Origin of the sequence: Agromyces sp. NPDC058136, assembly GCF_042884375.1 — a bacterium.
Taxonomy (GTDB): domain Bacteria; phylum Actinomycetota; class Actinomycetes; order Actinomycetales; family Microbacteriaceae; genus Agromyces.
Genome location: NZ_JBHVUA010000006.1, coordinates 71,100 through 93,558, shown reverse-complemented (window position 1 = coordinate 93,558; position 22,459 = coordinate 71,100). Strand labels below are relative to the sequence as shown.

Annotated in this window: 23 protein-coding genes; 18 read left to right on the top strand and 5 right to left on the bottom strand. The window is 70.8% G+C overall.

What is annotated here, in order from left to right; all coding sequences use genetic code 11:
• Positions 1–3 precede the first annotated feature (3 nt).
• On the bottom strand, positions 4–648 hold the full coding sequence (locus ACFVTX_RS16235; protein WP_386901915.1) for a response regulator: 645 nt from the start codon (positions 646–648) through the stop codon (positions 4–6).
• Positions 648–1,883, bottom strand: a complete 1,236-nt coding sequence (locus ACFVTX_RS16230; protein ID WP_386901913.1) for a sensor histidine kinase — start codon at positions 1,881–1,883, stop codon at positions 648–650. The genes ACFVTX_RS16235 and ACFVTX_RS16230 overlap by 1 nt, the downstream gene beginning before the upstream one ends.
• Before the next feature lie 114 nt (positions 1,884–1,997).
• Here ACFVTX_RS16230 and lepA point away from each other — a divergent pair, with 114 nt between their 5' ends.
• Genes lepA through hemW form a run of 3 tightly spaced genes read left to right on the top strand, consistent with a single transcriptional unit; the run spans position 1,998 to position 5,742 of the window.
• Positions 1,998–3,857, top strand: coding sequence for a translation elongation factor 4 (gene lepA / locus ACFVTX_RS16225; protein ID WP_386901911.1), 1,860 nt, complete (start codon positions 1,998–2,000; stop codon positions 3,855–3,857).
• Between the two features lie 5 nt (positions 3,858–3,862).
• The gene (locus tag ACFVTX_RS16220; RefSeq protein WP_386901909.1) at positions 3,863–4,513 is read left to right on the top strand and encodes a DUF1990 family protein; all 651 of its coding nucleotides are present in this window, start codon (positions 3,863–3,865) and stop codon (positions 4,511–4,513) included.
• 2 nt (positions 4,514–4,515) lie between these two features.
• Positions 4,516–5,742: a radical SAM family heme chaperone HemW gene (gene hemW, locus ACFVTX_RS16215; RefSeq protein WP_386901907.1), complete on the top strand. Its 1,227-nt coding sequence runs from the start codon at positions 4,516–4,518 to the stop codon at positions 5,740–5,742.
• On the opposite strand, the gene ACFVTX_RS16210 is transcribed toward hemW, so the two are convergent.
• On the bottom strand, positions 5,743–6,123 hold the full coding sequence (locus ACFVTX_RS16210; protein WP_386901905.1) for a DUF4870 domain-containing protein: 381 nt from the start codon (positions 6,121–6,123) through the stop codon (positions 5,743–5,745).
• A 121-nt stretch (positions 6,124–6,244) separates the two neighbouring features.
• Entirely contained in the window at positions 6,245–6,661 is a 417-nt protein-coding gene (locus ACFVTX_RS16205; protein ID WP_386901903.1) for a DUF4870 domain-containing protein, read from the bottom strand.
• Between the two features lie 178 nt (positions 6,662–6,839).
• On the opposite strand from ACFVTX_RS16205, the gene hrcA reads away from it, so the two are divergent.
• From hrcA to leuA, 13 genes are all read left to right on the top strand, one after another.
• A complete protein-coding gene (gene hrcA, locus ACFVTX_RS16200) occupies positions 6,840–7,862 on the top strand; it encodes a heat-inducible transcriptional repressor HrcA (protein ID WP_386901901.1) in 1,023 nt (340 codons plus the stop codon).
• A 51-nt stretch (positions 7,863–7,913) separates the two neighbouring features.
• The gene (gene dnaJ, locus ACFVTX_RS16195) at positions 7,914–9,014 is read left to right on the top strand and encodes a molecular chaperone DnaJ (protein ID WP_386901900.1); all 1,101 of its coding nucleotides are present in this window, start codon (positions 7,914–7,916) and stop codon (positions 9,012–9,014) included.
• Between the two features lie 13 nt (positions 9,015–9,027).
• On the top strand, positions 9,028–9,762 hold the full coding sequence (locus tag ACFVTX_RS16190) for a 16S rRNA (uracil(1498)-N(3))-methyltransferase (RefSeq protein WP_386901898.1): 735 nt from the start codon (positions 9,028–9,030) through the stop codon (positions 9,760–9,762).
• Positions 9,763–9,786: 24 nt separating this feature from the next.
• The gene (locus ACFVTX_RS16185) at positions 9,787–10,149 is read left to right on the top strand and encodes an HIT domain-containing protein (RefSeq protein WP_386901896.1); all 363 of its coding nucleotides are present in this window, start codon (positions 9,787–9,789) and stop codon (positions 10,147–10,149) included.
• A 67-nt stretch (positions 10,150–10,216) separates the two neighbouring features.
• Positions 10,217–11,236, top strand: coding sequence for a PhoH family protein (locus ACFVTX_RS16180; protein ID WP_386902157.1), 1,020 nt, complete (start codon positions 10,217–10,219; stop codon positions 11,234–11,236).
• A complete protein-coding gene (gene ybeY / locus ACFVTX_RS16175; RefSeq protein ID WP_386901894.1) occupies positions 11,233–11,694 on the top strand; it encodes an rRNA maturation RNase YbeY in 462 nt (153 codons plus the stop codon). Before ACFVTX_RS16180 ends, ybeY begins: the two co-directional genes overlap by 4 nt.
• A 2-nt stretch (positions 11,695–11,696) precedes the next feature.
• Positions 11,697–13,013 carry a hemolysin family protein gene (locus ACFVTX_RS16170; RefSeq protein ID WP_386901892.1) on the top strand — a complete coding sequence of 439 codons (1,317 nt, stop codon included), beginning with the start codon at positions 11,697–11,699 and terminating at the stop codon, positions 13,011–13,013.
• Complete coding sequence (gene era, locus ACFVTX_RS16165; protein ID WP_386901890.1) at positions 12,985–13,899, top strand: GTPase Era; 915 nt, start codon at positions 12,985–12,987, stop codon at positions 13,897–13,899. Before ACFVTX_RS16170 ends, era begins: the two co-directional genes overlap by 29 nt.
• Before the next feature lie 70 nt (positions 13,900–13,969).
• Entirely contained in the window at positions 13,970–15,160 is a 1,191-nt protein-coding gene (locus ACFVTX_RS16160) for a sensor histidine kinase (protein ID WP_386901888.1), read from the top strand.
• On the top strand, positions 15,157–15,831 hold the full coding sequence (locus tag ACFVTX_RS16155; RefSeq protein ID WP_386901886.1) for a response regulator: 675 nt from the start codon (positions 15,157–15,159) through the stop codon (positions 15,829–15,831). The genes ACFVTX_RS16160 and ACFVTX_RS16155 overlap by 4 nt, the downstream gene beginning before the upstream one ends.
• Positions 15,832–15,912: 81 nt before the next feature.
• A complete protein-coding gene (locus ACFVTX_RS16150) occupies positions 15,913–16,674 on the top strand; it encodes an ABC transporter ATP-binding protein (protein WP_386901884.1) in 762 nt (253 codons plus the stop codon).
• On the top strand, positions 16,674–18,071 hold the full coding sequence (locus ACFVTX_RS16145) for an FtsX-like permease family protein (RefSeq protein ID WP_386901882.1): 1,398 nt from the start codon (positions 16,674–16,676) through the stop codon (positions 18,069–18,071). The genes ACFVTX_RS16150 and ACFVTX_RS16145 overlap by 1 nt, the downstream gene beginning before the upstream one ends.
• A gap of 246 nt (positions 18,072–18,317) precedes the next feature.
• A complete protein-coding gene (gene leuA, locus ACFVTX_RS16140) occupies positions 18,318–20,090 on the top strand; it encodes a 2-isopropylmalate synthase (RefSeq protein ID WP_386901880.1) in 1,773 nt (590 codons plus the stop codon).
• 52 nt (positions 20,091–20,142) lie between these two features.
• Here the strand turns inward: leuA and ACFVTX_RS16135 are convergent, their stop codons facing one another.
• On the bottom strand, positions 20,143–20,829 hold the full coding sequence (locus tag ACFVTX_RS16135; protein WP_386901878.1) for a trimeric intracellular cation channel family protein: 687 nt from the start codon (positions 20,827–20,829) through the stop codon (positions 20,143–20,145).
• A 52-nt stretch (positions 20,830–20,881) separates the two neighbouring features.
• Here ACFVTX_RS16135 and recO point away from each other — a divergent pair, with 52 nt between their 5' ends.
• On the top strand, positions 20,882–21,634 hold the full coding sequence (recO, locus tag ACFVTX_RS16130; protein ID WP_386901876.1) for a DNA repair protein RecO: 753 nt from the start codon (positions 20,882–20,884) through the stop codon (positions 21,632–21,634).
• Positions 21,635–21,642: 8 nt separating this feature from the next.
• Positions 21,643–22,449, top strand: coding sequence for an isoprenyl transferase (locus ACFVTX_RS16125; protein ID WP_386901874.1), 807 nt, complete (start codon positions 21,643–21,645; stop codon positions 22,447–22,449).
• The last annotated feature ends 10 nt before the right edge of the window (positions 22,450–22,459 follow it).

Genomic DNA, 22,459 nt, shown 5'->3' with positions numbered 1-22,459 from the left:
GGCTCAGCCCGCCCTGATCGCCCCGAGTTCGCGGGCCCGTGCGACGGCCGCGGTACGCGAGCCGACGCCGAGCTTGGTGAAGATGTGCACGAGGTGCGACTTGACCGTCGCCTCACTGAGGAAGAGCGTCTTGCCGATCTCGCGGTTCGTGCGGCCCTCGGCGACGAGCGAGAGCACCTCGGCCTCGCGGACGGTGAGCCGTTCGCCCGCGGCGAGGGAGGCGTCGAGCCGTGACGAGAGTCCGGGGGCGAGTGCCTGCTCGCCGACGGCGGCGGCGCGCACCGCGGCGAGCAGGGTGTCTGGCGGGGCGTCCTTCAGGAGGTAGCCGCTCGCGCCCGCCTCGATCGCGCCGAGGATGTCGGCGTCGGTGTCGTAGTTCGTGAGCACGAGCACACGGGGTGCGCCGGGGATGCCGCGGATGCGGCGGGTCGCCTCTGCACCTTGCATGGTGCCGGGGAACTGGAGGTCCATGAGGACGAGGTCGACGCTGTCGGGTCGGGCGAGCCGCACCGCGTCCTCGGCGGTCGCGGCTTCGGCGATGACCACGAGGTCGCCCTCGGATTCGAGCATCGCGCGGATGCCGGCGCGGACGACGGGGTGGTCGTCGGCGAGGAGGAGGCGGATCGGGGCGGCGCCGTCGGGGGTCATCACGCCACCACCGGGATGCGGATTGAGAGGGCGGTGCCCTCGCCGGGCGCGGTCTCGAGGTCGACGGTGCCGCCGAGCTCCTCGGCGCGGCGACGGATCGCCCGCAGCCCGAACTCGCCCGGGTCGGCCCGGCGGGCGACCGCCTCGGCGTCGAAGCCGCGGCCGTCGTCGACGACGTCGAGGGCGATCTCGTCGCCGAGGTAGCTGAGGGTCAGCGAGCAGGACTTCGCGTCGGCGTGGCGCAGCACATTGGCGAGCGAACCCTGAGCGATGCGGAGGAGCGCCGCGTCGAGCGTCATGGGCAGGAGCACCGGGTCGCCGCTCGTCGTGAACTCGACGCGGGTGTCGGCACCGGCCTGGCCGGCCTGCTCGTTGACCGCTTCGGTGAGCCGGCGGAGCGCCGCGGGCAGGGTCTGCTCGTCGAGCGAGGGCGGGGTGAGTTCGCGGATGAATCGGCGCGCCTCGCCGAGGTTCTCGGCGGCGGTCTCACGGGCGAGTCGCAGCTTCTCGCTCACCCGCTCGTCGTCGACGTCGCGTTCGGCGGCGTGCAGCAGCATCTGGATGCTCGAGAGCCCCTGTGCGACGGTGTCGTGGATCTCGCGGGCGAGCCGCTCGCGCTCGGCGAGGGTGCCGGCCTCGCGGCTCGCCGCGGCGAGCTCTTCGCGGGTGGCGATGAGGTCGAGGATGAGCGACTGCCGCTCCTGCGTCTCCTGCGCCATGGCCCGGTAGCCGAGGCCGATGACGATCGCGACGCCCGCGCTGATGAGCGGCCCGAGGATCGAGCCGACCTCGAAGCCGAGGTGGGTGGCGGTGCCCCACACCGAGAGCCCGAAGGTGATGACGACGAGCGGCACCGAGATGGGGGCGGCGAGCACGTGGAGCTCGAGGAAGAAGAGGGGGAACGCGAGGAACGCCGCGTCGGGGGTGAGCGCCGACATGCCGACCCAGAGGGCGAGGAGCGCGGCGAGCCAGAGGACGCGGGCGAAGGTCGGCACGTGCCGGTGCGCCGCCGCGACGCCCGCGCCGTAGCAGGCGAGGAACGAGACGGCGAGGATCGTGATCGGCACCTCGGCCGGGTCGTCGGCGAGGAGCGCCCGCACGATGACGAAGAGCGTGAGCCCCACGACGAGCAGGTGCAGGCCGAGCCGCAGCGCGACGAACACCGGGCGCAGCGCCGAACCGGCGACGCGATCGTCGCCGGGGATGCTCGGCAGGGTCGGAATCGGGGTGCTCATCGTGCTTCGAGCGTAGTCTCGGGGCCTGCCGCGAGGCATCCGTCGAAAGTCTGAAGGGACGTCGCAGGGGAACGCAGGAGAAGTCGCAGGAGAAGTCATGGGAGAATCGTCGGGATGTCTCCGAGAGCTCTGACCCCGCCGGTGCCTGCGGCCACCGACCCCGCGCTGATCCGCAATTTCTGCATCATCGCGCACATCGACCACGGCAAGTCGACCCTCGCCGACCGCATGCTCCAGATCACGGGCATCGTCAGCGACCGCGACATGCGCGCCCAATACCTCGACCGGATGGACATCGAGCGCGAGCGCGGCATCACGATCAAGAGCCAGGCGGTGCGCATGCCCTGGCAGCAGGGCGACCGCGCGTACGCACTGAACATGATCGACACGCCCGGTCACGTCGACTTCTCCTACGAGGTCTCGCGTTCGCTCGCGGCGTGCGAGGGCGCGATCCTCCTCGTCGACGCGGCGCAGGGCATCGAGGCCCAGACGCTCGCGAACCTGTACCTCGCGCTCGAGAACGACCTCGAGATCATCCCGGTGCTGAACAAGATCGACCTGCCGGCCGCCGACCCCGAGAAGTACGCGCGCGAGCTCGCCGACCTCATCGGCGGTTCGCCCGACGACGTGCTGCGCGTCTCGGGCAAGACCGGCGTCGGCGTCGAAGAGCTGCTCGACCGCGTCGTCGACCGCATCCCGGCCCCCGTCGGCAACGCCGATGCACCGCCGCGCGCGATGATCTTCGACTCGGTCTACGACAGCTACCGCGGCGTCGTCACCTACGTGCGAATGATCGACGGCAAGCTGAACCCGCGCGAGCGCATCCAGATGATGTCGACGAAGGCGACCCACGAGATCCTCGAGATCGGTGTGAGCGCGCCCGAGCCGCAGCCCACGAAGGGGCTCGGCGTCGGCGAGGTCGGCTACCTCATCACCGGCGTGAAGGACGTGCGTCAGTCGAAGGTCGGCGACACCGTGACGACCGCGGTGAAGCCCGCGACCGAGGCGCTGCCCGGCTACACCGAGCCGCTGCCGATGGTGTTCTCGGGGCTCTACCCGATCGACGGCAGCGACTACCCCGAACTGCGCGAGGCGCTCGACAAGCTGAAGCTCTCCGACGCGGCGCTCGTGTACGAGCCCGAGACCTCGGTGGCGCTCGGCTTCGGGTTCCGCTGCGGGTTCCTGGGGCTCCTGCACCTCGAGATCGTCAACGAACGCCTCCGTCGCGAGTTCGGCCTCGACATCATCACGACCGCGCCGAGCGTGGTCTACGAGGTCACGACCGAAGACAAGAAGACGGTCACGGTCACGAACCCGAGCGAGTTCCCGACCGGGGCCAAGATCTCCGAGGTGCGCGAGCCGGTCGTCAAGGCCGCGATCCTCGCGCCGAAGGACTATGTGGGCACCATCATGGAGCTCTGCCAGTCGCGCCGCGGCACCCTGCTCGGCATGGAGTACCTCGGCGAGGACCGGGTCGAGATCCGATACAACATGCCGCTCGGCGAGATCGTGTTCGACTTCTTCGACCAGTTGAAGTCGAAGACGGCCGGCTACGCGAGCCTCGACTACGAGCCGACCGGCGACCAGGCGGCCGACCTCGTGAAGGTCGACATCCTGCTGCAGGGCGAGCAGGTCGACGCGTTCAGCGCGATCGTGCACCGTGAGAAGGCGTACGCGTACGGCGTGCTCATGACGGGGCGCCTCCGCGAGCTCATCCCGCGTCAGCAGTTCGAAGTGCCCATCCAGGCGGCGATCGGTGCGCGCATCATCGCGCGCGAGTCGATCCGCGCCATGCGCAAGGACGTTCTTGCCAAGTGCTACGGCGGTGACATCAGCCGCAAGCGCAAGCTCCTCGAGAAGCAGAAGGAGGGCAAGAAGCGCATGAAGATGGTGGGCCGCGTCGAGGTGCCCCAGGAGGCGTTCATCGCGGCGCTGAGCGGCGACACCGAGACGAAGAAGGACGCGAAGAAGTAGCGCGGATGTCTCGGAGAAGCACCTTCACGGATCAGTCGGTCACCTACGGGGCGATCGGCGCGACCCTCGACCCCGATTTCCTGCGCTACCCGCCGGCGGGTCTCCGGCCCGCGGAGGACGCGGTCCGACTCGGCTCGGGGCGTGATCGCTTCGACCGTTCGGCCGAGGCGCTCATGACGTGGGGCGTGCAGCGCGGTGCCGGATTCACCGTGAGCGACGTCTCGGCGGGCACCGGCGCGCAGTACCCGGGCATCGTCTTCGATCAGGGTGGCGCGCCGCTCTCAGACCAGCCGGCCCCGCGCACCGAAGACCGTTTCGGTGCCGACGGCACCCCGTACATCGCGCCCGGCATGACGGCGACGCTCGTGCGACGCGGCCGGTTCGGTGCCGTGAAGACCCCGGTGCTGGTGGTCTACGTCATCGACGAGCCGAACCGGATCGGCTTCGCCTACGGCACGACGGGCCACGGCCCCGAGACGGGCGAGGAGTCGTTCATCCTCGAGCATCGCGACGACGACACGGTGTGGCTCACGATCCGTTCGATCTTCGCGACGGCGGGCGGCGCGCGCAGCGTGCTCGCGCCGTTGACGCGCAAGCAGCGCCGCGAGCTCACCCGCGACGAGCTCCGGGCGCTGCACCCCGCGAGCGGCGCGTAGCCGTGGGCGCCGCGCTGCCGCTCGGCGACCCCGCACCCGCCGACGGGCTGCTGCCGCCCACAGCGGCCGAGGGCGCAGGCGAGCGCGCCTTCGGCGTGTACGTGCACGTGCCGTTCTGCCGGGTGCGCTGCGGCTACTGCGACTTCAACACCTATACCTCCGACGAGCTGCGGGGCGCGAAGCAGAGCGACTACGCCTCGCAGGCGATCGGCGAGATCCGGATGTCACGGGGTGTGCTCGAGGCATCCGGGCTGCCCGCCCGGGAAGCGCAGACGGTCTTCTTCGGCGGCGGCACCCCGACGCTGCTGCCCGCCGACGACCTCGTGGCGATGCTCGGCGCGGTCCGCGACGAGTTCGGCCTCGCGCCGGGCGCCGAGGTCACGACCGAGGCGAATCCCGACTCCGTCGGGCCCGACGACCTCGTTCGGCTCGCCGAGGGCGGCTTCACCCGGGTGTCGTTCGGCATGCAGTCGGCGGTCCCGCACGTGCTCGCCGCGCTCGATCGTACGCACGACCCGGCGAGGGTGCCCCTCGTCGTGGGCTGGGCGCGCGACGCGGGGCTCGCGGTGAGCCTCGACCTCATCTACGGCACGCCGGGGGAGTCGCTCGACGACTGGCGCACGAGCGTCGAGCACGTCATCGCGCAGCGCCCCGACCACGTGAGCGCCTACGCGCTCATCGTCGAGGAGGGCACGAAGCTCGCCAGGCAGATCCGCCGAGGCGAGCTCGCCGAGCCCTCCGACGACCTCGAGGCCGACATGTACGAGTTCGTCGACGAGCAGCTCGCGGCGGCCGGGTACGAGTGGTACGAGGTGAGCAACTGGGCTTCGAGCCCGGCGCAGCGCTCCCGCCACAACCTCGGCTACTGGCGGGGCGACGACTGGTGGGGCGTCGGCCCCGGCGCGCACAGCCACGTCGGCGGGGTGCGCTGGTGGAACGCGAAGCATCCCTCGGCCTACGCCGACCGCATCGCCGCTGGGGTCTCGCCCGCGGTGGGGCGCGAGGTGCTCGACGGGCCGACCCGCGAGACCGAGCGGGTGCTGCTCCGCGCCCGCATCCGCGAGGGACTCGAGATCTCCTCGCTGCAGACCGGCGGCCGGCACGCCGTCGCGGCCCTCATCGCCGACGAACTGGTGGACGCGAAAGCCGCCCTCTCGGGAGTGCTGACACTCACCAGGAGAGGGCGGCTTCTGGCCGACGCGGTCGTCAGGCAGCTGCTCGAAAGCTGATCAGCTCACGAACTTGATCGCGAGCGGGTACGTGTACGGCTCGCCCTTGTTCGCGGCGATCGCGGCGATGATGCAGAAGACGATGTTCAGCACCCACACGGCGGGGTAGAGCAGGAAGCCGATGAAGACGAACATCAGCAGGCCGCTCACGACGTACGCGATGAGGACCGTCAGCTGGAAGTTCAGCGCCGTCGCGGAATGGCCGCGGATGAAGGGGCCCTTGTCCTTCAGGACGAGGTAGCCGATGAGCGCGGGCAGGAAGTTGAAGATCGCCCCGCCGATGTGGATGAGCGTGGCCCAGAGCTTCTCGTCGGAGGGGCTCAGCGGCTGGCTCTGCTGGTAGGGGTTCGCCGGCGGGGGAGGCGGGGTGGCGTCGGACATTGAGGTCTCCTTGCTCGGTCGCCCGAAGGCGAGGCTCGTTCAACTGTTCATGCTGGCACAGCAGAGCGCGCCGCGGGAAGAGCCCCGCGGCGCGCTCGGAAGCCGAAGCCTCGGCGATCAGCTACTTGATGAGGCGGATCGCGAAGGGGTAGCGGTAGTGGTTGCCGTCCTTCGCCTTGAGGAAGCCCTGGATCGAGAAGACGATCACGATGACCCAGAGGGCGAGCGGGAGGATCCACCCGATGAGCGCCCAGAAGCCGAAGGTGACGGCGGTGAGGACGGAGTTGACGATGAGGATCGCGACGTAGGCGATCGCGGCGGTGATCTGGAAGTTCACGGCCTCCTTCGCCTCGACGTCGGTGAGGCGGCCGCGCTCCTTGAACACGAGCCAGATGATGAGGGAGGGCAGGAAGCCGAGGATGCCGCCGAGGTGGGCGAAGGAGGCCCACTGGTTGTCCTGCTCCTGGGTGAGTGCGGCGCCGGCGGGCTGCTGCGGCTGGGCGTTCGGGTCGGGGTACTGAGCGTTGGGCTCGGTCATGTCGGGCCTTTCGGGCTTCGTGTTCGGGGCAGGGGCGGGTCGCCGTCGGGTTCGACGCGCGGAACATCCATACGGTAGCGAAGCGAACCGCCCGCGGCAACGGCTCGGTCGCAGGATGTCGCGATATGATTAGCAGTCAGTCAGATCGAGTGCTAAGTCGTCGGGAAAGGAGCGGGGCATGGCCTCAGAACGCAGTCTCGCGGTGCTTCGGGCGATCGTGCAGGACTACGTGGCGTCGCGCGAACCCGTCGGCTCCAAGACGATCGTCGAACGGCACGCCTTCGGCGTCTCCGCCGCGACGATCCGCAACGACATGGCCCTGCTCGAAGAAGAAGAGCTGATCGCGGCTCCGCACACCTCCTCGGGGCGCATCCCGACCGACAAGGGGTACCGCGTCTTCGTCGACCAGCTGACCGAGGTGCGTCCCCTGAGCTCGGCGCAGCGCCAGGCGATCGAGACCTTCCTCGGCGAGTCGAGCGATCTCGACGAACTCCTCGCGCGCACCGTCCGGCTCATCTCGCAGCTGACGAAGCAGCTCGCCGTGGTCCAGTATCCGAGCTTCGCCGGCGCCCGCGTGCGCCACGTCGAGCTCGTCTCGCTCGCGCCGAACCGGGTGCTGTGCATCCTCATCGCCGATTCTGGCCAGGTCGAGCAGCGGCTCGCCGAGCTCGAACAGCCGGTCGACGAGTCGACGCTCGCCGAGCTGCGGCAGCGATTGAACGAGCTCGTCGCCGGCGCCACCATGACGGAGGCCACGGGGCGGCTCTCGGGCGAGATCGACGCCGTCGATCCGCGGCACGCCGCGGTGCTGCACACGCTCGCCGCGACCCTCGCCGAGCAGGCACGGGTGCAGCGCAGCGATCGGCTCGTCGTCGCGGGCGCGGCGAATCTCGTGCGTACCGAGCAGGACTTCGCCGGCTCCATCCTCGGCGTGATCGAGGCCATCGAAGAGCAGGTCGTGCTGCTGAAGCTGTTCGGCGAGATGTCGGGCGACGAGCACGCCGTCGCGGTGCGCATCGGCCGAGAGAACGCCTCGTTCGGGCTCGGCGAGACCTCGATCGTCACGAGCGCCTTCGAGATCCCCGGTCGCGACGTCTCGCGTCTCGGCATCGTCGGGCCCACCCGTATGGACTACTCCAACAGCATGGCCGCGGTCCGCGCGGTCGCCCGCTACCTCTCCCGCACGCTCGGCGAGAGCTGACCTTCCGCCCGCCGTCCGACGGGCATCCGCAATCGAAAGGACAAGCCCTCCGTGGCCGACCACTACGAGGTCCTCGGTGTCTCGCGCGAAGCGACGCCCGACGAGATCAAGAAGGCGTACCGTCGCCTCGCTCGCGAACTCCACCCCGACGTGAACCCCGGTGCGGAGGCATCCGAGCGATTCAAAGAGGTGACGCACGCGTACGACGTGCTCTCCGACCCGAAGCAGCGTCAGCAGTACGACCTCGGCGGTCAGGGAGGCGGCTTCGGCGGCCAGAACTTCGGGGGCTTCGGCGACATCTTCGAGACCTTCTTCGGCGCCGGCCAGCAGAGCCGGGGGCCGCGGTCGCGCCGCGAGCGCGGACAGGACGCGCTGATCCGCGTCGAGGTCGGCCTCGACGAGGTGATCTTCGGCACCCACCGCGACATCGAGGTCGACACGGCTGTCCGCTGCGAGACCTGTCAGGGTTCGTGCTGCGCGCCCGGCACCTCGCCGGTCACCTGCGACATCTGCCACGGCAGCGGGCAGATCCAGCGCCAGGTGCGTTCGCTGCTCGGCAACGTGATGACCTCGAGCCCGTGCGGCACCTGCCGCGGCTACGGCACGATCATCGCGACGCCGTGCGTCACCTGCCAGGGGCAGGGGCGCGTCCGCGCGCGTCGCACGGTGCCCGTCGACATCCCCGCGGGCGTCGACACCGGGGTGCGTCTGCAGATGCCCGGCTCCGGCGAGGCCGGCCCCGCGGGCGGCCCGAACGGCGATCTCTACCTCGAGATGAAGGTCAAGAACCACGACGTCTTCAGTCGCAACGGCGACGACCTGCTCGCGACTCTCGAGGTCGCGATGGCCGACGCGATCCTCGGCACGACCGCCACGATCCCCGCGCTCGACGGCGACGTCGAGGTCGAGGTGAAGGCGGGCGTGCAGAGCGGCGAGATCCTCACCGTCCGCGACCGCGGCGTGACGCGCCTGCGCGGCAACGGCCGCGGCGATCTCAAGATCGGCGTGCAGGTCGTCACCCCGACGAAGCTCTCGTCGAAGGAGCGCGACCTCATCTCGCAGTTCGCCGCATCGAAGAAGTCGCCTGCGCCCGAACTGAGCCACTTCCAGCAGGGGCTGTTCGCGCGACTCCGCGACCGGTTCCTCGGCTGAGCCGGAGGCCACGGTGAGCAGCCTCTACCTCGACGAGTCGCTCGACCTCGGGACCCTCGCGCCGGGCGCCGAACTCCGGCTCGCGGGCGATGAGGCGCGTCACGCGGTGACGGTGGCCCGGGTGCGCCCGGGCGAGCGGATCTCCATCGGCGACGGACGCGGCGTCGTGGTGCGCGGGCAGGTCGTCGCGACCGAGCCGCGCGCCCTCACCCTGCTCGCCGACGAGGTGCTCGTCGAGGAGCGGCCCGAGGTGTCGCTCATCCTCGTGCAGGCGCTCGCGAAGGGCGACCGCGACGAGCTCGCCGTGCAGGCGGCGACCGAACTCGGAGTCGACGCGGTGATCCCGTGGGCGGCCGCGCGGTCGGTCTCCCGCTGGGAGGGCCCGAAGGCCGAGAAGGGCCGGGCACGCTGGGCGACCATCGTGCGCGAAGCCGTCAAGCAGTCGATCCGCTCGTGGCTGCCCGAGGTCGCGCCCGTCGCGACGACGGCGCAGCTCCCCGCGCGCCTCGACGGTGCGCGCGTGCTGCTGCTCGAGCCGAGCGCGACGACCCCGCTCTCCGAGCTCCGCCCCGACGGGCGCGACCTCGCGCTCGTCGTCGGCCCCGAGGGCGGCATCGCCCCCGAAGAGCTCGCGAAGCTCGAGGCGGCCGGCGCCGAGCGCGTGCGCCTCGGTGCCTCGGTGCTGCGCACCTCGACCGCAGGTCCCGCCGCGATCGCCGTGCTGAACGCGGCGCTCGGGCGGTGGTAGCCGATCGCTCGCTACGATGGACAGATGACCGACTCGCCCGCTGAACCGACCGTCTTCGAACGCATCGTCGCGCGCGAGATCCCCGCCCGCATCGTCGCCGAGACCGACCGGGTCATCGCGTTCCACGACATCGCGCCGAAGGCTCCCGTGCACGTCGTCGTCACGACGAAGACGGCCGGCTACCGCGACGTCGTCGAGCTCGCCGCGGGCGACCCGGCGCTGCTCGCCGAGCTCGTCGCGGTCGCGCAGGGCATCGCGGCCGAGCTGGCCGACGGCGAGTTCCGGCTCGTGTTCAACACCGGGGCATCCGCCGGTCAGACCGTCTTCCACGTGCACGCGCACGTCCTGGCCGGCGGCCTCGAGGAGGGCACGCTTGCCGGAGCCTGAACCGATCGACGCCGATGCGCCCGAGACGGGCGCCGACGAAGAGCGCCTCCGCATCGACGGGGTGGCGATGGTGCGACTGCTCGGCCCGCAGGACCGACTGCTCACGACCATCCAGCGCGAGTACCCCGGGGTCGAGGTGCACGTGCGCGGCAACGAGATCTCGATCCGCGGCGAGGCCGAGGCGCGCCGCACGGTGCGCCGCCTCATCGAGGAGCTGCTCGAACTCGTCCGCAACGACCAGGACCCGACCCCGACCGAAGTGAGGAGCTCAGCCCGCATGCTCGACGCCGATCCCGACGCGAAGCCGTCCGAACTGCTCGGCCAGGTCATCGTCTCCAGCCGCGGCAAGACGATCCGGCCGAAGACCGAGGGCCAGCGCGCCTACGTCGACGCGATCGACGAGCACACCATCGTCTTCGGCATCGGCCCCGCCGGCACCGGAAAGACGTATCTCGCCATGGCGAAGGCCGTGCAGGCGCTGCAGCGCAAAGAGGTCAGCCGCATCATCCTCACCCGCCCCGCCGTCGAGGCGGGGGAGCGGCTCGGGTTCCTGCCCGGCACCCTGACCGACAAGATCGACCCGTACCTGCGCCCGCTCTACGACGCGCTCAACGAGATGATGGACCCGGAATTGGTGCCGAAGCTCCTCGCAGCCGGCACGGTCGAGGTCGCCCCGCTCGCGTACATGCGCGGCCGCACGCTCAACGACTCGTTCGTCGTGCTCGACGAGGCGCAGAACACGACGCCCGAGCAGATGAAGATGTTCCTGACCCGCCTCGGGTTCGGCTCGAAGATGGTCGTCACCGGCGACGTCACCCAGGTCGACCTGCCTGGCGGGGCGTCGGGCCTGCGGCTCGTGACCCGCATCCTCGACCGCATCGACGACATCCACTTCGCCCGGCTCACGAGCGACGACGTCGTCCGCCACACCCTCGTCGGCCGCATCGTCGACGCCTACACCGAGTTCGACCAGCGGCAGCAGGCCCAGCGCTTCGAGCGCGCCGAGGCCCGCGAGTTCGCGAACCGCGCCGAGCGGCGCGGACACGCCGGTCCCCGCGACCACCTGCCGAGAAGGGGCACGTCTTGAGCATCGAGATCAACAACGAATCCGCGATCGAGGTCGACGAGGCCGCGATCCAGCGGCTCGCGGTCTACGCGCTCGACGCGATGCACGTGCACCGCGACGCCGAACTCGCGATCGTGCTCGTCGATGAGGGCGCGATGGAGCAGCTCCACGTCCAGTGGATGGACGAGCCCGGCCCGACCGACGTGCTGAGCTTCCCGATGGACGAACTGCGGCCCGGCACCGAAGAGACGCCGACCCCGCCGGGGCTCCTCGGCGACATCGTGCTCTGCCCGCAGGTCGCCGAGTCGCAGGCCCGCACCGCGGGCCACGGGCTCGTCGACGAACTGCTCCTCCTCACCACCCACGGCATCCTGCACCTGCTCGGCTTCGACCACGCCGAACCCGATGAAGAGAAAGAGATGTTCGGCATCCAGCGCGACATCCTCGTCGGCTTCGCCATGCAGGAGCGCCGCCGCTGACCATGCTGCCCTGGCTCTTCCTCGGCGCCGCGTTCCTCCTCGTCGCGTTCGGCGGTCTCATGGCCGCCGTCGACGCGGCGGTCGGGGTGAGTTCGCGCGCCGACCTCGTCGACCTCGCCGTCGGCTCGCGTGCTCGCCGCTCCATCCTCGCGATGGCCGACGACAGCGGCGCCCACGTCAACACCGTCAACTTCGTGCGCATCGTCGCCGAGACGACCGCGGCGGTGCTCGTGACGCTCGCGTTCACGTTCTTCACCGACAACGTCTGGCTCGTGCTGCTGTGCTCGGCGCTCATCATGACGGCCGCGTCGTTCGTGCTCGTCGGCGCGAGCCCTCGCAGCGTGGGTCGTGCGCACGCGCCGATGGTGCTGCGCCTGACGGCGCCGCTCGTGCACTTCCTCCGCGTGCTCATCGGGCCGCTCGCGGGCGCGCTCGTCTCGCTCGGCAACCGGGTGACGCCCGGGCGGCTCCGCTTCGCGGGCGTCTCGAGCGAGGAGCAGCTGCTCAGCATGGTCGACGAGGCCGCCGAGCTCGACGTGCTCGAAGAGGGCGACCGCGAACTCATCCACTCGATCTTCGAGTTCAACGACACGGTCGTGCGCGAGGTCATGGTGCCGCGCACCGACATGGTGACGATCGACGCCTCCGCCCACCTCCCGCACGCGATGGCGGTGTTCCTCAAAGCCGGGTACTCCCGGATCCCGGTGATCGCGCACGACGCCGACGACATCACGGGCATCCTCTACCTCCGCGACCTCGCGCGGCTCGGCTTCGAGCGACCGCTCGACGCCGAGGGGCTCACTGTCGGCGAGCTCGCGCGCCCGGCCGTGTTCGTGCCCGACTCGATGAAGGCCGATGCGCTGCTCCGGCAGATGCAGCTCGCGTCGAACCACCTCGCGATGGTCGTCGACGAGTACGGCGGCATCGCCGGGCTCGTGACCCTCGAAGACCTCATCGAAGAGCTCGTGGGCGATATCTCCGACGAGTACGACCGCGAGGCGGCCCAGGTCGAGGACCTCGGCGAGGGCCGGTTCCGGGTGAACGCGCGCCTCCCGATCGACGAGCTCGGCGAACTGTTCGGGCTCGACCTCGAGGACGAGGACGTCGACTCCGCGGGGGGGCTCCTCGCGAAGGAGCTCGGACGCCTCCCGCAGCCGGGCGAGCAGGCGATGGTGTCGGGCCTCAGGCTCGAGGCCGAACGCACCGAAGGCCGCCGCAAACGCATCTCGACGATCCTCGTCGAGGCAGACCAGGCCCTCATCGACGCGCACGCCGCGTTCGATGCGGGCGATGCAGTCGAGAGGAACCATCGTGACTGACTACCGTGCCGGATTCGTCTCATTCGTCGGGCGCCCGAACGTCGGCAAGTCGACGCTCACGAACGCGCTCGTCGGCGAGAAGGTCGCCATCACGAGCTCGAAGCCGCAGACGACGCGGCGGGCGATCCGCGGCATCGTGCACCGCGAGCACGGGCAGCTGATCCTCGTCGACACGCCGGGTCTGCACCGCCCGCGCACCCTGCTCGGCGAGCGTCTCAACACGCTCGTGCAGTCGACCCTCGGCGACGTCGATGTGATCGCGTTCTGCGTGCCGGCGAACGAGCCCATCGGCCCGGGCGACCGCTTCATCAACGAGCAGCTCGACCAGTACCCGCGCGCCACGAAGGTGGCCATCGTCACCAAGACCGATGCGACGTCGAAGTCGAAGGTCGCCGAGCAGCTGCTCGCCGTCTCCGAGCTCCGCGACTGGGCCGCCATCATCCCGGTGTCGGCGCCGCGCGGCGAGCAGCTCGACGTGCTTGTCGCCGAGCTCCTCGCGCTCGTCCCCGAGTCCGAGCAGCCGCTGTACCCGGCCGAGGCGCTCACCGACGAGGACGTCGAGGACCGCATCGCCGAGTTCATCCGCGAGGCCGCGCTCGAGGGCGTCTCCGACGAGCTGCCGCACTCGATCGCGGTCGTCGTCGACGACATGGTCGAGCGCGAAGACAAGGACCTCCTCGAGATCTACGCGAACCTCTACGTCGAGCGCGACAGCCAGAAGGGCATCATCATCGGCAAGGGCGGTGCCCGCCTCCGAGAGGTCGGCACCACGGCGCGGGCGCAGATCGAGGGGCTGCTCGGTCGCAAGGTGCACCTCGCGCTGCACGTGAAGGTCGCGAAGGAGTGGCAGCGGGATCCGAAACTGCTGGGGCGCCTCGGGTTCTGAGCGTACGACTTCAGGATGATTCCGGCCGTGAACGGCGATTCGTGAGCAGGCCAGCGCGTACGGTGGATCGGTGACCACCAGGATCAGCCGCGCGAAACTCACGACCGACATCGTGCTCGCCGGCGTGTTCGCGCTGGTCTGTCTGCCGTTCGCGCTGCTCGGCGGTGGCTTCGACGTCCTCATCCTCGGCGTGTTCGCGGGGGCGCTCGCGATCCGTCGATGGGATGCCGGGTGGTCGCTCGGCGTCGCCTGGGTCGGGGCGCTCCTGCAGATGCTGCTCCTGCGCGACCTGCAGCTCTACGACGTGGCCGTGTTCGGCGTCCTCTACTCGACGGCGGCGCACGGCGGACGGCTCGTGAAATGGCTGGGGCTCGCTTCGGCGGGCGTCGGCGCGGTGCTCGCGACCCTCTACCTCGCCGTCGTGAAGCCGCTCGTCGGCGGCGCCGCGGCGATGGGCGGCGACCCGATCGGCATGCTGGTGATCACCGGCATGCTCTTCGTCGCGTCGATCGCCGTGCTGGTGCTCGCCTGGACGGCGGGGCTCCTCGTGCGCGCGGTGCGCGACAACCGCGAGGTGGCCCGCCGTGAGAGCGTGGCGAACCGCGAGCGCGAGCTCGCGCAGTACCGCTACGTCGTCGAGCAGGAGCGCAACCGCATCGCCCGCGACATGCACGACGTCGTCGCGCACTCCCTCGCGGTCGTGATCGCGCAGGCCGACGGGGCGCGCTTCGCGGCCCGCACCCGGCCCGAGTCCGCGGTCGACGCGCTGGGCACGATCGCGGGGGTCGCCCGCGGTGCGCTGGGCGACGTGCGGCTGCTGCTCGCCGAGCTGCGGCACCACGAGAGCGCCTCGCCCCAGCCGGTGCTCGACGACCTCGGGGCGCTGCTCGAGCAGGTTCGCGCCGCGGGCCTCGAGGTGCGGTTCAGCGAGCGGGGCGAGCGCCCCGAGCTCGGCACGGGCCACCAGATCGCGGTGTACCGCATCGTGCAGGAGGGGCTCACGAACGCACTGCGGCACGGCGACACGACGCAGCCGGTCGCGCTCGACCTCGACTGGGACGAAGGCGGCGTCGAGCTCCGCCTCGTGAATGCGAGACGGGCGGATGCCCCGGGCCCGGAGCCGCACGCGTTCAAGCACGGCATCCCGGGCATGCGCGAGCGTGCGCAGCTCGCCGGCGGCACCCTGAACGCCGAGGCCGGCGACGACGGCCTCTTCCATCTCACCGCCCGCATCCCCGCACAACCCAGGAGCACCGCATGACGATCCGCGTCGCACTGGTCGACGACCAGGCCCTCTTCCGTGCGGGCGTCCGCATGCTCGTCGAGTCGCAGCCCGACCTCGAGGTGGTCGGCGAGGCCGGCGACGGGGTGGCCGCGGTGGCCCTCGCCGCGAGCGAGCGACCCGACGTCATCCTGATGGACGTGCGGATGCCGCTCGCCGACGGCATCGCCGCGACCGAGCGCATCGTCGCCGACGCCGACCGGGAGGGGCGCGCGGCGCCGCGGGTGCTCGTGCTGACGACGTTCGACCTCGACGAGAACGCGGCCCGCGCGATCCGTGCGGGCGCGAGCGGGTTCGTGCTGAAGGACGCCGACCCCGAGTTCCTGCTCGCCGCGATCCGCACGGTGCACCAGGGCAACCAGGTGATCGCAGCCTCCGCGACGCGGGCGCTGTTCGCGCACGTCGGTGCGGGCGCAGCCGCGCGCCCGGCGCCGGCCGCCTGGGGCGAGCTCACTCCGCGCGAGCGCGAGATCTTCGCCCTCGCCGCTCGAGGGCTCTCGAACAGCGAGATCGCGGCGTCTGAGTTCCTCTCGGAGGCGACAGTGAAGACGCACGTGAGCCGGATCCTCGCGAAGCTCGGCCTCCGCGACCGGGTGCAGCTCGTGGTCTTCGCCTACGAGCACGACCTCGCGCAGCCGCCTGCAGAGTGACGGCAAGGTCATCCGAGAGGATGACCCGGGCACGACCTGCGCCCGATGACCGGGCCTCGTGGCATCCGTAGCGTCGAAGACATGCAGATCCAACCCTCCGACCTCGGACTCATCGCCCGCGTCGCGGGCCTCGCCAAGCACTACGGCCGCGGGGCCGGCACGGTCACCGCCCTCGACGACGTCTCGCTCGGCCTCCGCCGCGGCGAGTTCACCGCGATCATGGGCCCCTCGGGCTCGGGCAAGTCGACCCTCATGCACATCATGGCCGGGCTCGATTCCCCGACGAGCGGGCAGGTGTGGCTCGGTGACACCGACATCACCGAGCTCGGCGATGCGGCCCTCACCGTGCTGCGGCGACGTCGCATCGGCTTCATCTTCCAGTCGTTCAACCTCGTGCCGACGCTCGACGTGCGGGGCAACGTGCTGCTGCCGTTCGAGCTCGACGGCCGCAGGCCCACGCTCGACGAGCAGGCGTGGATCGACGAGCTGTTCGAGACGCTCGGCCTCGGCGGCCGCCTCGAGCACCGGCCCCACGAACTGTCGGGCGGGCAGCAGCAGCGCGTCGCCATCGCCCGCGCGCTCGCGACCCGGCCCGACCTCGTCTTCGCCGACGAGCCCACCGGCAACCTCGACTCCCGCACGGGGCGCGAGGTGCTCGGTCTCCTCGCCGCCGCGAGCGCGCGCTACGGGCAGTCGATCGCGATGGTGACCCACGACCCGATCGCGGCCAGCCACGCCGACCGCATCCTCTTCCTCGCCGACGGCAGGATCGTCCGCGACGCGGGCCGTTCGACGCCCGAGGAGATCTCGGCGTTCATGCTCTCGATGGAGTTGGCGGCCTGATGCGCACCCGGTTGAAAGACCAGTGGCCGACCCTGCTGGTAGCGGCCCTCGCGGGCACCTTCGGGGTGCTGCTGCTGCACGTGACCGGACTCCTCGCCGCGGCGATCCGCGCCGACGACGTCACCGGTGAGAGCGACACGGTCGCGCTCATGCTCGGCTTCGTCGCGACGGTGTTCGTCGTGATCGCCGTCTATGTCAGCGCGATCGTCACCTCGAACACGGTCGCGACCGTCGTCGCCGGCCGCACCCGCACGATCGCGCTGCTGAGGCTCATCGGCTCGAGCGCCCGCACGCAGCGCGCCCAGATCGCGAAGGAGGGGCTCGTCGTCGGGCTCGCGGGCGCCGCGATCGGCGTGCTCGCCGGCACCGGTGCGGCGTTCGGCGTCGAGCAGCTCGCCGTCGCGAACCGGATGCTGCCCGAGACCGAGTACGACTACCTCAACGTCGGCGTCGTGCTGCCCGCGATCGCCGTGGTGCTCACCACGTGGCTCGCCTCCTGGGTCGGCTCGCGGCGTGTGCTGCGCGTGCGCCCCGTCGAGGCGATCTCGAACGCCACCGCACAGGACCGTGAGGAGCTCGGCCGGCGCCGCGGGCGCAACATCGCCGCGATCGTGCTCGTGGTGATCGGCGTCGGCCTCCTCATCACCGGTGTGGTCGTCGGCCTCACCGACCCCTCGGGCGTGCTCATCGGTCTCGCCGGAGGCATCCTCTCGTTCACCGGCGTCGTGCTCGGCGCCGATGTCGTGATGCCGCCGGTGCTGCGACTCGTCGGCCGCCTGTTCGGCCGCTCGCCGGCCGCCCGCCTCGCCGCGGAGAACGCGGTGCGCAACCCCGAACGCAGCTCGCGCATGACCATCGGCCTCGTCATCGGGGTGACGCTCGTCACGACGTTCTCGGTCACGATGGAGTCGTACCGTGCGATCCTCCTCGCCGCGCAGGCGGCGCAGCCCGAGGTGTACGCGGGCATCGAGGAGATGCTGAACGCGACGATCGCGGTCTTCACGGTGCTCATCGGCTTCAGCGCGCTCATCGCCGCCATCGGCATGGTCAACACGCTCTCGCTGAGCGTGATGCAGCGCACCCGCGAACTCGGTCTGCTGCGGGCGCTCGGCTTCGACCGCCGGCAGCTGCGCCGCATGATCTTCGTCGAGAGCGCCGCGCTCACGGTCGCCGCGACGGCGACCGGGCTCGTGCTCGGGTTCGGTTACGGGTGGGCGGGCGCGCAGGCGCTTCTCGGCGGCGCGCAGGGCGAACCCGTGTTCGTGCTGCCCGGCGTGCCGTGGGCCATGATCGGGCTCCTCATCGTCGCGGCGGGCGTGCTGACGCTCGTCGCCTCCATCGCCCCGGCCAGGCGCGCGATGCGCGTTTCGCCGGTGGTCGCCCTCGCGGTCGAGTAGGGCCGCCGCGAGCGGTTCGGGAAGGGCGGGCGGATGCTTCGGGGGAGGCGTCCGCCCGCTTCCGCATGCCCGTCCTGGGCGGGCGGGCGACACATGCGTGCGCGTGCGCAGCGCGGATGTTAGCCTTGTGCCGTGCTTCACGGTCTGCTTCTCCTTAGCTGCCGCAGCGAGTCCTAGTTCGAAGGCCTCCCTCGCTGCGGAGTTCGTCGTCGGCTGAATCCATCCGAAAAGCGAGAAGAGCACCCCATGCAGAACACCCAGCAGCCGTCGGCGATGCCCGTCCACCGGTACCGCCCGTTCCACGAGCAGATCTCGGTCGAACTGCCCGACCGCACGTGGCCGTCCAAGCGCATCGAGCAGGCGCCGCGCTGGTGCGCCGTCGACCTGCGCGACGGCAACCAGGCCCTCATCGACCCGATGAGCCCCGAGCGCAAGCGCATCATGTTCGACCTCCTGGTCAAGATGGGCTACAAGGAGATCGAGGTCGGGTTCCCGAGCGCGAGCCAGACCGACTTCGACTTCGTGCGCAGCCTCATCGACGAGAACGCCATCCCCGACGACGTCACGATCCAGGTCCTCACGCAGGCGCGCGACCACCTGATCGAGCGCACCTACGAGTCGATCGCCGGCGCCAAGCAGGCGATCGTGCACCTCTACAACTCGACGAGCATCCTGCAGCGCGAGGTCGTGTTCCGCACCGACCGGCAGGGCATCATCGACATCGCCCTGCACGGTGCGCGCAAGTGCCGTGAGCAGGAGCAGACGATCCCGGGCACGACGGTGTACTACGAGTACTCGCCCGAGAGCTACACGGGCACCGAGCTCGAGTTCGCCGTCGACGTGTGCAACCAGGTGATCGAGATCCTCGAGCCCACGCCCGAGCGCAAGGTCATCATCAACCTGCCCGCGACCGTCGAGATGGCGACGCCGAATGTCTACGCCGACTCGATCGAGTGGATGAGCCGCCACCTCGCGCACCGCGAGAACGTCATCCTGTCGCTGCACCCCCACAACGACCGCGGCACCGCCGTCGCCGCCGCCGAGCTCGGCTACCTGGCCGGCGCCGACCGCATCGAGGGATGCCTCTTCGGCAACGGCGAGCGCACCGGCAACGTCGACCTCGTCGCGCTCGGCATCAACCTGTTCACGCAGGGCATCGACCCGCAGATCGACTTCAGCGACGTCGACGAGGTCAAGCGCACCGTCGAGTACTGCAACCAGCTGCCCGTGCCCGAGCGGCACCCGTGGGCGGGCGACCTCGTCTATACGGCGTTCTCGGGGTCGCATCAGGACGCGATCAAGAAGGGCTTCGAGGCGATGGCCGCCGAAGCCGAGCGCCGCGGGGTCTCGGTCGACGAGCTCGAGTGGGCGGTGCCGTACCTGCCCGTCGACCCGCGCGACCTGGGCCGCAGCTACGAGGCCGTGATCCGCGTGAACTCGCAGTCGGGCAAGGGCGGTGTCGCCTACCTGCTGAAGACCGACCACTCGCTCGACCTGCCTCGTCGTCTGCAGATCGAGTTCTCGGGCGTCGTGCAGGCGAAGACCGACGCGGAGGGCGGCGAGGTCTCGAGCGACGAGATCTGGCGTGTCTTCAACGACGAGTACCTCCCCGCACCGCAGGAGCGCCCCGACGAGAAGTGGGGCCGCTTCGAACTGCTGAGCCTCCGCACCGAGAGCGCCCTCGACGGGGTCGTGAACATCCGGGCCGGCCTCCGCGACGGGGCCGAGCGCATCGAGGCCGACGCGAGCGGCAACGGTCCGATCTCCGCGTTCCTCAACGTGCTCGGCGCCGAGGGCGTCGCGGTGAAGCTCCGCGACTACGTCGAGCACACGCTCTCGGCGAGCGGCGACTCGCAGGCGGCCGCCTACGTCGAGCTCGAGGTCGACGGCACCGTGCTGTGGGGCGTCGGCATCGACGCCGACATCTCGACGGCGTCGCTGAAGGCCGTCGTCTCGGCGGTCAACCGCGCGCTGCGGGTGCGCAGCGCCGAGCCCGTGCTCGAGGCCGCAGGGGTCTGAACCGCGTTCGCCTCGCGCGGCGCCCGGGTCGTCCCCGGGCGCCGCGCCCGGCTCAGCGGCGGATGACCGGCAGCACGCCGGTCTCGGTCGCGACCTTGCGACGGTAGAGCATGCGCTGCTCGGGCAGCGAGAGGTCGAAGATCACCGCGAGCCAGCGGATGAGGCTCGTCACGATGATGCAGACGAGCCCCGCGATGAGCAGCGGCACGCCGAAGGCGTCGAGGCCGACGAGCACGAGGCATCCGGCCGCCGCGGCGACCGCGTAGAGCGAGCCGACGTGCATGATCGCGACCGGCAGGCTCATGAGCATGTCGCGCAGGATGCCGCCGCCGACGGCGGCCGCGACGCCCACGAACACGGCGGGGAGGATCGGCAGGCCGAGGTCGAGCGCCTTCGTCGTGCCGAACGCGCCGAACATGCCGATGACGACCGCGTCGAGGCCGACGATGACCCCGTTGAGTCGCTGCAGGGGGGCCGCGAGCAGCATGCCGACGAGCGCCGCGAGGATCGCGGTCACGAGGTACCAGTTGCTCTGCAGCGCGCCGATCGGCTGGTTCAGGAGCAGGTCGCGGATGACGCCGCCGCCGAAGCCCATCACGATGCCGACGATCGCGACGCCGAGGAGGTCGAGGCGGCGTTCGCCGCGGAACCCGGACGCGAACAGCGCGCCCTGCACGCCGCCGAGACCGACGGCGGTGAGGTCGAGCCAGAGAGGGATCGTGAACTCTGCGGTTTCCACGATCACAGTGAATCACGGATGCCACGCGCCGCAGTGATGGGAGAATCGACGTGTGCCCGTGTACCGAGATGAAGCCGTCGTGCTGCGCACCCACAAGCTGGGTGAGGCCGACCGCATCCTCACCCTCCTCACGCGCGAGCACGGCAAGGTGCGGGCCGTCGCGAAGGGCGTACGGCGCACCGGTTCGAAGTTCGGCGCCCGGCTCGAGCCGTTCATGGTCGCCGATCTGCAGCTCTACGAGGGCCGGAGTCTCGACGTCGTGAACCAGGCCGAGTCGCTCGGCTCGTACGGCGCCCAGATCACGCAGGACTACGCGGCGTACACCGCGGCGAACGCCATGGTCGAGGCCGCCGACAAGCTCACCGAGTCCGAGGGGTCGCTGCAGCAGTACCTCCTCCTCGTCGGCGCGCTCCGCTCCCTCGCCCGCGGCGAGCACGGCGCGAGCCTCACCCTCGACTCGTACCTGCTGCGTGCGCTCGCCCTCGCCGGGTGGGCGCCGAGCTTCGGCGACTGCGCCCGCTGCGGGCGCCCCGGCGAGCACACCGCGGTCGTCGTGCAGCTCGGCGGCGTCGTCTGCGACGACGAGTGCGCGCCGCCCGGCACCCCGCGCATCCAGCGTTCGACGGTGGCCCTGCTCGGTGCGCTGCTCTCCGGCGACTGGGCGTTCGCCGAAGCGGCCTCCGAACGCGACCGCAACCAGGCGAGCGGCATCGTCGCCGCCTACACCCAATGGCACCTCGAACGAGGACTCCGTTCGTTGCCGCACGTCAGCCGCGAGGCATCCGCCCCGCACCCCGCCCCCTGAGGAACCCCGTGACCCCGAAGCCCTACACCCACCGCGACGCCGTGCCCTACAAGCCGCTCGACTGGACGGGCGTGTACCCGCCCGCCTTCCCGAAGGGGTCGGTGCCCGAGCACGTCGCGATCGTGATGGACGGCAACGGGCGATGGGCGAACCAGCGAGGGCTCACCCGCATCGAGGGGCACAAGGCCGGTGAGGCGGCCCTGCTCGACGTCGTCGCGGGCGCCATACAGGCTGGGGTGAAGCACCTCTCGGTCTACGCGTTCTCGACCGAGAACTGGAAGCGTTCGCCCGAGGAGGTGCGCTTCCTGATGGGCTACAACCGCGACGTGCTGCACCGCCGGCGCGACCAGCTCAACGAATGGGGCGTGCGCATCCGCTGGGCCGGGCGTCGGCCCCGCCTCTGGGCATCGGTGATCAACGAGCTGCAGTTCGCCGAGAAGCTCACCGCCGGCAACGACGTGCTCACGCTCACGATGTGCGTCAACTACGGGGGGCGCAACGAGCTCACCGACGCCGTGCGATCGATCGCCGACGATGTCGCCGCGGGGCGGCTGCGGCCCTCGGCGGTGAGCGAGAAGCTCATCCAGAAGCGGCTCTACGTGCCCGAGATGCCCGACGTCGACCTGTTCGTGCGTTCCTCGGGCGAACAGCGCACCTCGAACTTCCTGCTGTGGCAGTCGGCGTACGCCGAGATGGTGTTCCTCGACACGTTGTGGCCCGACTTCTCGCGCACCGAGCTCTGGGAGGCGATCGAGATCTACGCCCGCCGCAACCGCCGCTTCGGCGGGGCGGTCGACGCGCCGACGGCGGGCTGAGCCGGGGCCC

Bases quoted from the DNA above. Each gene is read 5' to 3' on its own strand.
- ACFVTX_RS16235 (WP_386901915.1), bottom strand. From the start codon at position 648: ATGACCCCCGACGGCGCCGCCCCGATCCGCCTCCTCCTCGCCGACGAC.
- ACFVTX_RS16230 (WP_386901913.1), bottom strand. From the start codon at position 1,883: ATGAGCACCCCGATTCCGACCCTGCCGAGCATCCCCGGCGACGATCGC.
- lepA (WP_386901911.1), top strand. From the start codon at position 1,998: ATGTCTCCGAGAGCTCTGACCCCGCCGGTGCCTGCGGCCACCGACCCC.
- ACFVTX_RS16220 (WP_386901909.1), top strand. From the start codon at position 3,863: ATGTCTCGGAGAAGCACCTTCACGGATCAGTCGGTCACCTACGGGGCG.
- ACFVTX_RS16210 (WP_386901905.1), bottom strand. From the start codon at position 6,123: ATGTCCGACGCCACCCCGCCTCCCCCGCCGGCGAACCCCTACCAGCAG.
- ACFVTX_RS16205 (WP_386901903.1), bottom strand. From the start codon at position 6,661: ATGACCGAGCCCAACGCTCAGTACCCCGACCCGAACGCCCAGCCGCAG.
- hrcA (WP_386901901.1), top strand. From the start codon at position 6,840: ATGGCCTCAGAACGCAGTCTCGCGGTGCTTCGGGCGATCGTGCAGGAC.
- ACFVTX_RS16185 (WP_386901896.1), top strand. From the start codon at position 9,787: ATGACCGACTCGCCCGCTGAACCGACCGTCTTCGAACGCATCGTCGCG.
- ACFVTX_RS16180 (WP_386902157.1), top strand. From the start codon at position 10,217: ATGGTGCGACTGCTCGGCCCGCAGGACCGACTGCTCACGACCATCCAG.
- ACFVTX_RS16170 (WP_386901892.1), top strand. From the start codon at position 11,697: ATGCTGCCCTGGCTCTTCCTCGGCGCCGCGTTCCTCCTCGTCGCGTTC.
- era (WP_386901890.1), top strand. From the start codon at position 12,985: ATGCAGTCGAGAGGAACCATCGTGACTGACTACCGTGCCGGATTCGTC.
- ACFVTX_RS16155 (WP_386901886.1), top strand. From the start codon at position 15,157: ATGACGATCCGCGTCGCACTGGTCGACGACCAGGCCCTCTTCCGTGCG.
- ACFVTX_RS16150 (WP_386901884.1), top strand. From the start codon at position 15,913: ATGCAGATCCAACCCTCCGACCTCGGACTCATCGCCCGCGTCGCGGGC.
- ACFVTX_RS16145 (WP_386901882.1), top strand. From the start codon at position 16,674: ATGCGCACCCGGTTGAAAGACCAGTGGCCGACCCTGCTGGTAGCGGCC.
- leuA (WP_386901880.1), top strand. From the start codon at position 18,318: ATGCAGAACACCCAGCAGCCGTCGGCGATGCCCGTCCACCGGTACCGC.